This window comes from Pseudonocardia nigra (assembly GCF_019396355.1).
Taxonomy (GTDB): domain Bacteria; phylum Actinomycetota; class Actinomycetes; order Mycobacteriales; family Pseudonocardiaceae; genus Pseudonocardia; species Pseudonocardia nigra.
In genome coordinates, this window is sequence record NZ_JAHKRK010000067.1 from 19094 (window position 1) to 32269 (window position 13176).

Annotated in this window: 15 protein-coding genes and 1 pseudogene; 7 read left to right on the top strand and 9 right to left on the bottom strand. The window is 73.8% G+C overall.

Features of this window, described 5'->3' with window-relative positions; genetic code table 11:
- Positions 1-114: 114 nt before the first annotated feature.
- From KME75_RS18320 to KME75_RS45985, 5 genes and pseudogenes are all read right to left on the bottom strand, one after another.
- Entirely contained in the window at positions 115-1053 is a 939-nt protein-coding gene (locus KME75_RS18320; RefSeq protein ID WP_219416060.1) for a hydroxymethylglutaryl-CoA lyase, read from the bottom strand.
- On the bottom strand, positions 1040-1531 hold the full coding sequence (locus KME75_RS18325; RefSeq protein ID WP_219416061.1) for a PH domain-containing protein: 492 nt from the start codon (positions 1529-1531) through the stop codon (positions 1040-1042). Before KME75_RS18325 ends, KME75_RS18320 begins: the two co-directional genes overlap by 14 nt.
- Before the next feature lie 83 nt (positions 1532-1614).
- Entirely contained in the window at positions 1615-2421 is an 807-nt protein-coding gene (locus KME75_RS18330) for a biotin--[acetyl-CoA-carboxylase] ligase (protein ID WP_219416062.1), read from the bottom strand.
- Positions 2422-2519: 98 nt separating this feature from the next.
- The gene (locus KME75_RS18335; RefSeq protein ID WP_308282872.1) at positions 2520-3956 is read right to left on the bottom strand and encodes an alkaline phosphatase D family protein; all 1437 of its coding nucleotides are present in this window, start codon (positions 3954-3956) and stop codon (positions 2520-2522) included.
- 26 nt (positions 3957-3982) lie between these two features.
- Positions 3983-4309: pseudogene (locus tag KME75_RS45985) on the bottom strand (hypothetical protein); the annotation flags it as partial.
- Between KME75_RS45985 and KME75_RS18340 the strand changes: the two are divergent.
- From KME75_RS18340 to KME75_RS18355, 4 genes are read left to right on the top strand one after another with little or no spacing between them, the layout of a single operon-like run.
- Positions 4248-5891, top strand: coding sequence for an acyl-CoA carboxylase subunit beta (locus tag KME75_RS18340; RefSeq protein WP_219416063.1), 1644 nt, complete (start codon positions 4248-4250; stop codon positions 5889-5891). The pseudogene KME75_RS45985 and the gene KME75_RS18340 overlap by 62 nt on opposite strands.
- Positions 5888-6124, top strand: coding sequence for an acyl-CoA carboxylase subunit epsilon (locus KME75_RS18345; RefSeq protein WP_219416064.1), 237 nt, complete (start codon positions 5888-5890; stop codon positions 6122-6124). Before KME75_RS18340 ends, KME75_RS18345 begins: the two co-directional genes overlap by 4 nt.
- 24 nt (positions 6125-6148) lie before the next feature.
- Positions 6149-6409, top strand: coding sequence for a type II toxin-antitoxin system CcdA family antitoxin (locus KME75_RS18350; RefSeq protein WP_219416065.1), 261 nt, complete (start codon positions 6149-6151; stop codon positions 6407-6409).
- Positions 6406-6843 carry a PIN domain-containing protein gene (locus KME75_RS18355; RefSeq protein ID WP_219416066.1) on the top strand — a complete coding sequence of 146 codons (438 nt, stop codon included), beginning with the start codon at positions 6406-6408 and terminating at the stop codon, positions 6841-6843. Before KME75_RS18350 ends, KME75_RS18355 begins: the two co-directional genes overlap by 4 nt.
- Before the next feature lie 18 nt (positions 6844-6861).
- On the opposite strand, the gene KME75_RS18360 is transcribed toward KME75_RS18355, so the two are convergent.
- From KME75_RS18360 to KME75_RS18375, 4 genes are read right to left on the bottom strand one after another with little or no spacing between them, the layout of a single operon-like run.
- On the bottom strand, positions 6862-7449 hold the full coding sequence (locus KME75_RS18360) for a GTP-binding protein (RefSeq protein ID WP_308282874.1): 588 nt from the start codon (positions 7447-7449) through the stop codon (positions 6862-6864).
- On the bottom strand, positions 7439-7807 hold the full coding sequence (locus KME75_RS18365) for a DUF742 domain-containing protein (protein WP_219416067.1): 369 nt from the start codon (positions 7805-7807) through the stop codon (positions 7439-7441). The genes KME75_RS18360 and KME75_RS18365 overlap by 11 nt, the downstream gene beginning before the upstream one ends.
- Positions 7808-7809: 2 nt before the next feature.
- Positions 7810-8211 (bottom strand): roadblock/LC7 domain-containing protein, encoded by a 402-nt coding sequence (locus KME75_RS18370; protein WP_219416068.1) that lies wholly within the window; start codon positions 8209-8211, stop codon positions 7810-7812.
- Positions 8208-10166: a sensor histidine kinase gene (locus KME75_RS18375; protein ID WP_219416069.1), complete on the bottom strand. Its 1959-nt coding sequence runs from the start codon at positions 10164-10166 to the stop codon at positions 8208-8210. The genes KME75_RS18370 and KME75_RS18375 overlap by 4 nt, the downstream gene beginning before the upstream one ends.
- Positions 10167-10714: 548 nt before the next feature.
- Here KME75_RS18375 and KME75_RS18380 point away from each other — a divergent pair.
- From KME75_RS18380 to KME75_RS18390, 3 genes are all read left to right on the top strand, one after another.
- A complete protein-coding gene (locus tag KME75_RS18380) occupies positions 10715-12454 on the top strand; it encodes a hydrogenase maturation protein (RefSeq protein ID WP_308282875.1) in 1740 nt (579 codons plus the stop codon).
- Between the two features lie 34 nt (positions 12455-12488).
- Positions 12489-12770 (top strand): DUF427 domain-containing protein, encoded by a 282-nt coding sequence (locus KME75_RS18385; RefSeq protein ID WP_219416070.1) that lies wholly within the window; start codon positions 12489-12491, stop codon positions 12768-12770.
- A 127-nt stretch (positions 12771-12897) separates the two neighbouring features.
- Complete coding sequence (locus KME75_RS18390) at positions 12898-13158, top strand: hypothetical protein (RefSeq protein WP_219416071.1); 261 nt, start codon at positions 12898-12900, stop codon at positions 13156-13158.
- Positions 13159-13176: the final 18 nt, after the last annotated feature.

Below are 13176 nucleotides of genomic sequence, written 5' to 3' on the forward strand. Positions count from 1 at the left end.
GGATCGCTCAGCACCGATGATCGCTCCGCAAGCTCCGCTGAGCACCGACGATCGCTCCGCAGGCTCCGCTGAGCACCGACGATCGCTCCGCAGGCTCCGCTCCGCAAGCTCCGCTCAGCCCGCCAGCGCCCGCACCACCCGCGACGGCGACGGCCTGCCCAACTGCTCGGCCATCCACGCGCTCGTGGCGACCAGCCGGTCCAGGTCCACGCCGTGCGCGACGCCGAGCCCGTCGAGCATCCAGACGAGGTCCTCGGTGGCGAGGTTGCCGGTGGCCGACTCCGCGTACGGGCACCCACCCAGCCCGCCCGCGCTCGCGTCCACGCAGGTCACGCCCTTCCGGAGCGCGGCGAGCGTGTTGGCCAGCGCCTGGCCGTAGGTGTCGTGGAAGTGCACGGCGAGCTGCGTCATCGGCACCCCGTCCGCGGCGCACGCGTCGAGCACGGCGTCGACGTGGCCGGGCGTGCCGGTGCCGATCGTGTCGCCGAGCGAGAGCTGGTGGCAGCCCATCTCGACCAGGCGCCGCCCCACCGCGGCGACCTGCTCGGGCGCCACCGGGCCCTCCCACGGGTCGCCGAAGCACATCGACACGTACCCGCGCACCCGCAGGCCCTCCGCGAGCGCGCGCTCCACGACGGGGGCGAACATCCCGAACTGCTCGTCGAGGCTTCGGTTGAGGTTCCGCTGTGCGAACGTCTCGGTGGCGCTGCCGAAGATCGCGACGTGCGCCACGCCCGCCTCGAGTGCCCGGTCCAGCCCGCGCTCGTTCGGCACCAGCACCGGGTAGTCGACGCCCTCGGCCCGCACGAGCTGCCGCAGCAGGTCGGCGGCATCCGCCAGCTGCGGCACCCACTTCGGGTGCACGAAGCTCGTGGCCTCCAGCGTCCGCAGCCCGGCGCCCGCCAGCCGGTGCAGGAACTCGGCCTTCACCTCGACCGGCACGACGGCGGACTCGTTCTGCAGCCCGTCCCGCGCCCCGACCTCGTAGATCGTGACGCGTTCCGGCAGCCCGGCGGCGGGCACGGTCATCGGGAGCGCTCTAGCTGTCGTCATCGTCGGCCACCTCGTTGTAGAGCATCGCGTGCACCTTCTCCACGCCCGGGATGTCGTCGAACTCGATCGGCTCGTCCGACGCCGACTCGATGACGAGGGTGCCGGAGCCGAGGATCCGCTCGAGCACCGTGTGCCGGAACCGGACGCTGTTGATCCGCCCCATCGGGATGTCCATGCCCTGCCGGGACAGCAGCCCTTCCCGCACGAGCACCCGCCGGGTCGTCACGACGAAGTGTGTGGTGCGCCAGCGCACGAACGGCGCGATCGTGAGCCATCCCACCAGCGCGAGCCCCAGCCCGGCCAGCCCGAGCCACGCCCACGGAGCCCACGGCTGCTCGCGCACGAGTGCGGCGAGATAGCTGCACACCCCGACGACGAGCAGCAGCACGAGTACCGGGACCACGAGCATCTTCCAGTGCGGGTGCTTGTGCGCGACGACCAGCTCGCCCTCGACGAGGAGAGCGTCCGGGTAGGCCACGAGGCCACGCTATCGCCGGCGAGCCCAAGGGCCTCGTAACCCGGGCTGCCGCGCGCCACGGCGATCGCACTCGGGCGGGTTGCTCAGCCCGCCGGCCGGAGGTGCACCACGTCACCCGCCGCCACAGCGCGTCGGTGGCCTCTGCCGTCGAGCAGCAGCAGGCGCCCGTCGCGGTCGACGTCCTCGGCGATCCCGGTGATCGCGGCTCCGCCGGGCAGCTCCACCCGCACCTCCGAGCCGAGGCTCGCGCATCCCGCGCGGTAGTCGGCCCGCAGCCCCGTGACGTCCGGGTCGCCGCGACCGGCCCGCCACGCCGCCTCGCGCTCGGCGAGCCGGGTGAGCAGCTCGGAGAGCACGCTCGCCCGGTCGACGTCGGCACCCTCCGCCGCGAGCGAGGTGGCGCCGGGCTGGTCGGGTGGCGAGGCGGCGACGTTGATCCCGATCCCGATCACCACGGCGGGCCGGACGGGGTCGGCGACCTCGGCGAGGATGCCGACCGCCTTGCGTCGCTGCGCGCCGATCAGCAGGTCGTTGGGCCACTTCAGGCCGGCGGGGGCGTCGGTGCAGGCACGCACGGTGTCGAGGACGGCCAGTCCGGCCAGCAGCGGCAGCCACCCGAACCGCGACGGCGGCACACCGGTGGGCCGCAGCAGCACGCTGACGGCGAGCCCGCTGCCCGGCGGCGCCACCCACGTGCGGCCGAGTCTGCCGCGCCCGGACTCCTGGTACTCCGCGACCAGCACGCTGCGGTCGGGGGCGCCGGCGGCCGCGGCGGCCATGAGGTCGGCGTTCGTGGAACCGGTGCGCTCGACGACGTCCAGCTGCGCCCACGGCCCCACGAGTTCGGCGCGCAGCTTCTCCGCGTCGAGCGGCCGGGCGGTCACGTTCATGGTGGCCGACGCTACCTCCGGGCCGGTGCTGCCACGGACCGTTTCCCCGCACCCGGGCGACGGGCGGCCGCCCCCGGTCGCCGGGCGCACCGTGACGCTCAGGCCGGAACCGCCCCCGGCCGCCCGTCGGCGACCACCCACGACGTGAGGGTGGTCGCGGGCGCGGCGGTGTCGGCGGCCGAGGCCACCACCCGGTAGTCGCTGCGCCACTCCTGCGGCGTCACTTCGCAGCGGACGTAGCCCCGGCGCGCACCGTCGAAGAACTTGACCTGCGGGTTGTGCGGCACCGCCGCGGCCACCTCGTCGGCCCAGCCGCACCCGGAACTGATGGACGTGCCGACGAACTCGGTGGCCACCACGGCCGAGGTGGGGTCGGTGGCCACGGCGGTCAGGTCGTTCACCCAGGACGAGTGCCAGTCGCTGGTCACCACCACGGGGTTCGACGGCCGCCGCTGCGCGACGAAGTCGAGCACGCGCTGCCGGGCGGCGGCGTAGCCGTCCCACTGGTCGTGGTTGACCGCGACGCCGGGCCCGGTGTCGTAGTCGAAGTGGGCCATGATCGTCTGCTGGGCGAGGACGTTCCACCGCGCGGCCGAGCGGTCCAGGCCGTCGAACAGCCAGCGCTCCTGCTCGGTGCCGGTGAACGTGCGGGCCGGGTCGGCGCTGGCCGGGTGCAGCGGCGCGCTGGGGAACCCCGGGTCGAGCTGCGGGTCGCGGTACTGGCGGGTGTCGAGCACGTGGAACGTCGCCAGGTCGCCGTAGCCGACGCGGCGGTGCAGGCGGATCGACGCCCCCTGCGGCCGAGCAATGCGCCGCAGCGGCAGGTGCTCGTAGTAGGCCTGGAACGCGGCGGCGCGCAGGGCGGCGAACCGGGCCGGCTCGTTCGAGGCCTCGCCGTCGGGCTGGGACACCCCGCCCGCCCAGTTGTTCTCGATCTCGTGGTCGTCGAAGGTCACGACGAACGGGAACGCGGCGTGCGCGGCCTGCAGGTCCGGCGAGGTCTTGTACTGGGCGTGGATTCGCCGGAAGTTGGCGAGCGTCTCCGTGTCGCGGCCCTCGTAGACGTAGTCGCCGACGTGCACGACCAGGTCGAGGTCCTCCTGCGCCATCGTGCGGTAGGCGGCGTACCGGCCGCCCGCCCACGACTGGCACGAGGCCAGGGCGAACGTCACGGCGTCGGTGCGGCGGCGTGGGTCGGGCGCGGTGCTGGTGCGCCCGACCGGGCTGATCTCCGCGCCCGCGCGGAAGCGGTAGAAGTAGTCGGCCGACGGGCGCAACCCGTGCACCTCCGCGTGCACGGAGTGCCCCAGCTCCGGCATGGCGGGCTCGGTCCCACGCCGCACGATCCGCCCGAAGGCCTCGTCCTCGGCCACCTCCCAGTGCACCGGGACGACCCGCGGCGGCATCCCGGCACTGCCGTCGGTCGCGAGCGGGTCGGGCGCCAGGCGGGTCCACAGCACGACGCCGTCCGGCGCCGGGTCCCCGGAGGCCACGCCCAGCGTGAACGGGTTCGTCCCGAACCGGGGCGCGGCCACGGCGGGGCCCCCGAGAACCCGGCCAGCGCCAGCGCCAGGCCGGCGCCACCGGCACCCGCGACGCCGAGGAAGTGCCGACGGTCCATGCCCTTGCCCACGATGACTCCTCGCTGCTCACTCGATCGGGGGAGGCGAACTCTCGCCGACCGGGGGAACGCGCCCGTGGCGCGCGGGTGGCCGTCGCGTTCCGCCCCGAGGAAGCCTCGCCGCGCCTGGCGGCGAGGTTGCGTGACGAAGGCCGCTTTCCGGAGACGGAGCCGTGCGCCTACCCGCCGGTTAAGGTGCCGTTCCATGAGCGCTGCAACGGAGCCGTTCGCCGACGCGTCCGGCGCGGCCGCCGACGAGCCCGACATCCACACCACCGCCGGCAAGCTGGCCGACCTCTACCGCCGCATCGACGGCGCGGTGCACGCGGGCAGCGCGGCCGCGGTCGAGCGCCAGCACGCCAAGGGCCGCCAGACCGCCCGCGAGCGGATCGACCAGCTGCTCGACCCGGGCTCGTTCGTGGAGCTGGACGCTCTCACCCGGCACCGGTCCACCAACTTCGGCATGGACGCCAAGCGCCCGTTCGGCGACGGGGTCGTCACCGGCACCGGCACGATCGACGGCCGCCCCGTCGCGGTGTTCAGCCAGGACGCCACCGTGTTCGGCGGCGCGCTCGGCGAGGTCTACGGCGAGAAGATCGTCAAGGTCATGGACCTCGCCATGAAGATCGGCTGCCCGGTCATCGGCATCAACGACGGCGGCGGCGCGCGCATCCAGGAGGGCGTGGTCGCCCTCGGCCTCTACGGCGAGATCTTCGTGCGCAACGTGCGCAGCTCGGGCGTCGTCCCGCAGATCTCACTGGTGATGGGTGCGTGCGCCGGTGGGGCCGTGTACTCCCCCGCGATGACCGACTTCACCGTGATGGTCGACCAGACCAGCCACATGTTCATCACCGGTCCGGACATCATCAAGACGGTCACCGGCGAGGAGGTCGACTTCGAGGACCTCGGCGGCGGCCGGGCGCACAACACGAAGTCCGGCGTGGCCCACTACCTCGCCGACGACGAGGCCGACGCCCTGTCCTACGTCAAGGAGCTGTTGAGCTTCCTGCCGTCGAACAACCTCTCCGAGCCGCCGTCCTACCCGGCCCCGGAGCCGACGGCCGGAGGCATCGAGGACGGACTCACCGACACCGACCTCGAGCTCGACACGATCATCCCGGACTCCCCGAACACCCCGTACGACATCCGCGAGGTGATCAACCGGGTGCTCGACGAGGGCGAGTTCCTCGAGGTGCAGGAGCTGTTCGCGCCGAACATCGTGACGGGGTTCGGGCGGATCGAGGGCAGGAGCGTCGGCGTCGTCGCCAACCAGCCCACCCAGTTCGCCGGCTGCCTCGACATCGACGCCTCCGAGAAGGCGGCCCGCTTCGTCCGCACCTGCGACGCGTTCAACATCCCGGTGGTCACGTTCGTCGACGTCCCCGGCTTCCTGCCCGGCACCGAGCAGGAGTGGAACGGGATCATCCGCCGCGGTGCCAAGCTGATCTACGCCTACGCCGAGGCGACCGTCCCCAAGGTCACGGTGATCACCCGCAAGGCCTACGGCGGCGCGTACGACGTGATGGGCTCCAAGCACCTCGGCGCCGACATCAACGTGGCGTGGCCGACCGCACAGATCGCCGTCACCGGCGCCGCCGGCGCGGTGAGCATCCTCTACCGCAAGGAGCTGGCCGGCCTGGAGGGCGACGAGCTCGCCGCCCGCCGCGCGGAGCTGCAGCAGGAGTACGAGGACACCCTCGCCAACCCCTACATCGCGGCCGACCGCGGCTACATCGACGGCGTCATCCCGCCGTCCCACACCCGCGGCTACGTGGGGCGGGCACTGCGCACGCTGGCCACCAAGCGCGAGTCCGTCCCGCCGCGCAAGCACGGGAACATCCCGCTGTGACCGGCGCCGAGGCGACGCCGGAGGAGCGCAGGGCGCTGTTCCGGGTGGTCCGGGGCGAGCCGTCAGACGCGGAGCTGGCCGCCCTGACGGTCGTGCTGGCGGCGGCCGCCACGTCCGGCGCGCCGCCGGCCGGCCCCGTCGAGCGGGACCGCTGGTCGGACCCGTCGGTGGCCTTCCGGACGCCCCTGCACCCCGGCCCGGGCGCCTGGCGGACGTCGACCTGGCCACGGTGACGCACGCGCAAGTAGTATAGAAGTATGGCCAAGCGTAAGATCACGGTGACGGTCGACGCTGCGACGCTGGAGCAGGCCCAGGCGCTCGGCGTGCAGAACCTGTCCGCAGTGGTCGACGAAGCGCTGGAGATCCACGTCGAGCGCCTGGCCCGGCAAGCCGCGCTCCGCGATCTGCTGGACGGATGGGAACGCGAGGCAGGCCCGGTGTCGGAGGCCGACCGGGCCGCGGCGCAGGCCGCCTTCGACGAGCTGGATGCGATCAACACCGGGCGCCGGCCGGCGTGACGCTCCCACTCGTCCTCGACGCGGCAGGACTGGAGGCGCTCGCCGATCCGGCGCCGCCCGCCGCGTTCCGCGCGTTCCTGCAGGAGGCGCTCGACCGCGGCCGGGACGTGCTCGTTCCCGCCGTCGTCTGTGCCGAGGCCTGTCGCGGGGCCGCGCGGACGCGACGCGTTGAGGCGGCGGTGGCACGACACGCTCCGGCCAGGGGACAGCGCCCCGCCGTCGTCGTGATCGACACGGACTTCGCCCTCGCACGCCAGGTCGGCGCGGTGCTCCACGGCTCCGACGCGAGCTCCGCCGACATCGTCGATGCCCACGTCGTGGCGGTGTGCGCCGGCCGGGGTGGCGGGCTCGTGATCACCGCCGACCCCGACGACATCGCGCACCTCGCCGCTGCCGTGCCGTCAGCCCGGATCGTCGTCCGCCCGGCGGGCTGATCCCACAGCGCCCGGCCGTCAGTTGCTCACCGCCGTGCGAGCCAGCGCGTGCTCGACCAGCGCCACCAGCGCCGCGCGGCTCGACGCGGGGTCGCGCGCGTCCATCCACACCAGCGGGCAGCCCGGGGGGAGCGCGAGCGCGTCGCGGACGGTCTCCACGTCGTAGTCGTCCGCACCCGGGAACCGGTTCACGCCCACGATGAACGGCAGCCGCCGGTTATCGAAGTAGTCGATGGCCGGGAAGCAGTCGTCGACCCGGCGCAGGTCGACCAGCACCACCGCGCCCACCGACCCGCGCGCGAGCTCGTCCCACATGAACCAGAACCGGGACTGCCCCGGCGTCCCGAACAGGTAGAGGATGAGCGACTCGTCGACGGTGAGGCGCCCGAAGTCCATCGCCACCGTGGTGGTCGACTTGTCGGGCACCGCGTCCGCGTCGTCGACGCCGACCGAGGCCGCCGTCATCGCCTGCTCGGTGAGCAGCGGCGGGATCTCCGACAGCGAGCGGACCAGGGTGGTCTTGCCCACCCCGAACCCGCCCGCGACCAGCACCTTCAGCGGGATCAGCTCCCCCTGTTCGGCGCCGTTCGTTCGCTCAGCGTGCACGAAGGCCCTCCAACAGCCTCTCGAGGATCTCGGGGGTCGGTCCGTGCCCCGCGGACGACGGCGGCAGGTGCACCGTCAGGTAGCCGGCGTCGACGAGGTCGCCCACGAGCACCCGCGCCACACCGACAGGGACGCGCAGCGCCGCCCCGATCTCGACGATCGAGATCGGACGCGCGGCCAACTCGACGGTGGTGCGGTACTCCAGCTTGAGATCGGCGGTCCGGCCGCCGGCAGCGGTGACGGTCACCAGGGTCTCCACCGGCATGTCCGCACCGGCCTTCGAGCGGGTGCGGCCGCGGGTCAGCGCGTACACCGGCACCACGCGGCCGCCGTGCCGCCCGGGATCGTCGGACTGCACCGCTACCCGCCCGCCGTCGTGCGGGGCGCCGGGGTCAGGGCGTGCCCCACCCGGGAGGCGAGCATCATCATCTCGTAACCGACCATCCCGATGTCGCAGCGGCGCTCGGCGAACACCGCGAGCGTGGCGCCCTGGCTCACCGACGTCACGAACAGGTAGCCGCCCGCCATCTCGAGGATGGTCTGGCTGACCGGCCCCGCCTCGAGCAGGTGCGCGGTGCCGCGGGCGAGGCTGACCAGCCCGGAGGCGGCAGCGGCGAGCTGGTCGCCGAGGGCGACGCCGACCCCCGGCGACATGGCCAGCCGCAGGCCGTCACCGGAGACCACGACGCCGTGCACGACGCCGGGGGTGTCGCGGACGAACTCCGCCAGCAGCCAGTCGAGCTGGCCTGCCGGACCGGTCATGACCGCTCTCCCGTCTGCGCGCCCGCGCGGTCGACGAACGCCTGCGCGGCCTGCCTGCTCGCCTGGTACCGCGACAGCGCGCTCGCGGCACCCGCGTCGTGCTGCGGGTTCTCGTCGGCGCCGCCCGCCGACGGCGTGCGCAGCTCGGGGGCCAGGTGGGCCTGCGGCACGCGGCGGCGCAGCCCCTTCGTGGGTGCGGACGGCGGCGCCACCTCCGGGCGGGGCCGCGGGACGGGGCTGGGCCGGTCCGCGGGCGGCCGCACGACATGCCGGTTCGCGGTGAGCCCGTGGGCGCCCGGGGCGTCGGCGGAGGCACCGTTGGACGCGGCTGCGCCGGCCGGGTGCGCCTCGGCGTGCGCCGACTCCGGGTTCCACCACCCGCGCCAGCCCGCGTCCGCGCCCACGAGCTCGGCCGGCGGCGGTGCGGCCTGCGGTGGCACGTGCACCTCGATGCGCTCGCGGCGAGTGGCCGGCGCGGGCCGCTCCGGCCGCTCGGCGGGCTCCGCGGTGGGTTGCGGCCGGTCGAGGCGCTGGGGGCGCTCCACACGAGCGGCGACGTAGGGACGCGGCTCGGCGACGGCCGGGCCGACGGCGGCGGGTGCGGTGTTCTCGGCAAGCCGTGCGGCCGCCGCGAACAGGGCGGCCGGCAGCGCGACGACCGCGCTGACGCCCGCGCCCGGGGTGGCGCCGAGCGACACCGCGATGCCGTGCCGGGCGGCGAGCCGGGCGACGACGTGGAACCCGAGCCGCTGGACCGCGTCGAGGTCGACCTCGCGGGGGTGGGACAGCAGGTCGTTCGCCGCGGCGAGGTCGTCGGGCGGCATGCCGACGCCCCAGTCCTCGACGGTCAGCAGGTGCGCCCCCTCGGTCCGCCGGTCGGGGCGCGCCCGGATCGTCACGAGCGTGTCGGGCGGGGAGAAGCGCACCGCGTTCTCGGTGAGCTCGGCGAGCAGGTGCGTCAGGTCGGCGACGGCGTACCCGGAGAGCGCGACGTGGTCGTCGACGGCGAAGACGACCCGGTCGAGGTCCTCGGTCTCGGCGATCGCCGCCCGCACGACGTCGCGCAGCGGCACCGGCGCCGACCACGTCCGCGGCGGCTGCTCGCCCGCGAGCACCAGCAGGCTCTCGGCGTTGCGGCGCACGCGAGTGGCCAGGTGGTCGAGGGTGAACAGGTCGGCGAGCGCATCGGGGTCCTGCTCCTTCTCCTCCAGCTGGTTGATGATGTCCAGCTGCCGGTAGAGCATGCTCTGGTTGCGGCGGGCGAGGTTGACCAGCATCGCCGAGGCGAACCGGCGGCGCCCGATCTCGGCGTCGGCCGTCACGAGCTGCTTGCCCAGTGCCTCCTTCTCGGTCTGCTCGTCCTCGGTGATCCGCCAGAAGATCACCATCCCCACGCACGCGGCGAGCACGGCCACGCCGTGGACGAACGACCACAGCCACGGGTTCGACTGCGCCGCGGGGTGGTTGAAGATCCGCTCCCCGAACCAGATGGTGCCCACGCCGTGGCTGACCACGGTGAACGTCACGTTCCAGAGGAACGGCACCCAGTCCTGGTAGAGGGCGATGAAGCCGATGATGATGAAGAAGTGGAAGTGCGCCTCGATGCTCCCCGAGGTGAGCAGCACCAGCGCAGCGGAGCTGAAGACGTACCCGCCGGTGGTGAAGAAGGAGGCCATCCTGCGCTGGGTCACGACCTGGCCCAGCACGAGCCCCACCACCGGGGCGATCAGCGTGCAGCCGACGAACACGGGACTGTTGCCGAGCGCGAGGCCGAGCACCAGCAGAGCGGGTACGTGCAGCAGGAGCACCCACTGTAGGAGCCGGTGCCGCCTGCGGAACGCCTTCTCGTCGAGGGTGTTGCCGCGCGGCAGGTACTCGAGCAGCCGGGCCCGGCCCCGGCCACCATCCTCACGGCCCTCCTCCACGGGAGGTCCGGTCGGCGCCATGGTCTGCATGGAATTCCGCTCCGTCCGGCCGCCATCACGGCTTCGCCACTTCGATAGGCGGCAGACAGTACAAGCCGACGAAGGCCCGGCAAACAGCCGGTGGGCATTACGAAGAATGGCCCACAGAGCCTCACCACTCGGCTCTCCGGATCCGCCGTTCGACGCTGCGAACAACACCGGAAATGGCGCTGCTGCGCGTATCGGGCACTCCGGGAACGACCGTCCGGCGCGGCGGTCCCCACCGTGCACCACGGTCGTCGACCGGCGCGCACCGCTGGGCGCGCCGGCGGAGGAACCGGCGTTTCGGACCGCCATTCCCGAGAGATTACGCCGAACAGCCGCAGCAGTGCAGCCGAATGGCGGCGTATTCACCTGGCTCGGTGATCGTTACAGTTCGTCTGGCGGAACGGACGGCGTGCCCGGGTTCCCGGGCGTCCCCGGCGCCTCCGTGTGCCACGATGATCACGTCGAGAAATCGTGGTCGAAACGTCGAACCCCGCGGATTCCCCGATTCGCGGTGGAACATGCCCGTAATCGGTCCGCAATCGGAGACCTCCGTGCGAATTCTGCTGCTCTGCTCGTCGTTCAACGGACTCACCCAACGGGTGTGGACGGAACTGCGGGCGGACGGTCACGAGGTCGTCGTGCAGACCGCGGGATCCGACGACATCGTCCGGCGGGCGGTCGCGACCGTCGACCCGGAACTGATCCTGTGCCCGTTCCTGCGCGAGCGGGTGCCCGACGACGTGTGGCGGACCCGGCGCACCGTCATCCTCCATCCCGGCCCGGAGGGGGACCACGGCCCGTCGTCGCTGGACTGGGCGATCTCCGGTGCCGAGCCCGACTGGGGCGTCACCGCGCTCGAGGCCATCGCCGACATGGACGCCGGCCCGATCTGGGCCACGCGCACCTTCGCGCTCCCGGCCGATCCGCCGCGCAAGAGCGCGCTGTACGCCGGTCCGGTCACCGACGCCGCCGTCGAGCTCGCGCGGGAGGTGGTGGCGAGGGCCGCCAACCCCACCTTCGTCCCGCGTCCGCTCGACCCCACCCGCCCGGTGCGCGGCAGGCTCCGGCCCACCATGCGTCAGACCGACCGCGCGTTCTCCTGGTCCGACCCCACCGAGCACGTGCTGCGGCGGATCCGCGCGGCCGACGGCTCGCCCGGCGTGCGCACGGTGCTCGCCGGGCTGCCGGTGTCGGTGTTCGACGCCCATCGCGGGCCGGCCACGCCCGGCGAGCCGGGCACGATCGCGCTGCGCAGGCACGGCGCCGTGCTCGTCCGCACCGGCGACGGGGCGCTGTGGATCGGGCAGCTGCGCCGGGTGTCCGCCGACGACGGCCCGCGGGTCAAGCTGCCGGCGGCGGCCGTGCTCGGCGACCGGGTGGCGCACGTCCCGGAGTCGCTCGAGCCGCTGGAGGCGGGAGAGGCGGACGGCTACCGCGAGATCGCGTACCGGCGCCGGGGCGCCGTCGGCGTGCTGAGCTTCGACTTCCCCAACGGCGCGATGTCCACCACGCAGTGCCACCGCCTCGCCGCCGCAGTGCGGTTCGCCGCCGCGCAGGACACTGCGGTCATCGTGCTGCGGGGCGGCCAGTTCTTCTCCAACGGGATCCACCTGGGCGTGATCGAGGCCAGGCCCGACCCGGCGATGGAGGCGTGGCGCAACATCGTCGCGATCGACGACGTCTGCCGCGAGATCATCACCTGCACCCACCAACTGGTGGTCACCGCCATGAACGCCAATGCGGGGGCGGGCGGGGTCATGTTGGGCCTCGGGGCCGACGAGGTGCTGCTGCGCGACGGTGTGGTGCTCAACGCGCACTACCGCACGATGGGCCTCTCCGGATCCGAGTACTGGACCTACGTGCTCCCCCGGCGGGTCGGCGCCGACGAGGCGGGCCGGCTCACCGGCGAGTGCCTGCCCATCGGCGCGGCCGAGGCCGCCCGCATCGGGCTCGCCGACCGGGTGCTGCCCGGTTCGCCCGCCGAGTTCGATGCGGCCGTGCTGGACCATGCCGCGCGCCTGGCGACGAGCCCCGGCCTGGCGAACCGGCTCGCGGCGAAGGCCGCGGCGCGGGCGGCCGACGAGCAGCGCAGGCCGCTGGAGACCTACCGGGTCCAGGAGCTCGCCGAGATGAGCCGGGACATCTTCGACGACCGGTACGGCTTCGCCGCGGCCCGGCACGCCTTCGTCACCAAGCAGCCGGCCCCGGCCGCACCGGTCCCGGCCGCACGTCGCTCCGGCGAGACCGGGCGGCACGCCGCGCTGCGCGAGGCCGCGCACCAGGCGGTCTGAGCGACCCGGCCGGTTCCGCGGGACAATCGCGCAGGTGAAGGCCACCTGGAACGGCGCGGTGATCGCCGAGAGCGACGACACCGTCGTCGTCGAGGGCAACCACTACTTCCCGGCCGAGGCCGTGCGCCCCGAGTACCTGCGCGACTCCGCGACCACCACGCTCTGCCCCTGGAAGGGCCGGGCCCGCTACAAGACGCTGGTCGTCGAGGGGGCGGAGAACCCGGACGCCGCCTGGTACTACCCCAGGCCCACCCCGCTGGCCGGGCGCATCAGGGGCCGCTTCGCCTTCGGACCCGGCGTCGACGTCAGGGACTGAACGGCACCTCAAGTTCTGCCCAAGAACCTGGCTTGCGCGGCGTGACCGCGCACACACTCCCCGTGACGGCCACGGGCAGCCGACGTCCGGGGGGACGGCGGGCCCGGCCGCGGGAGGAGGTACCGACATGTACCTGGCATTGATCTTCATCGGCGCCGCCGCGCTGGTCGTGCTCGCCCTGGTGATCGCCCTCGCGAGCACCGCAGCCGACCGGGCCCGCAGCGTCCACGGCAGCCCGACGCGCCGCCGCACCCACACCGGCAGCCGCTCCGGCGGCTCCGACTCCGGCGGCTCCTGGGGCGGCTGGGGCGGCGGCGGTGACTGTGGCGGCGGCTTCAGCGGCGGCGGGGGCGGCGACGGCGGTGGGGGCGGCGGGGGCGGCTGCTGACCGGCGCGGGGGTCCGAG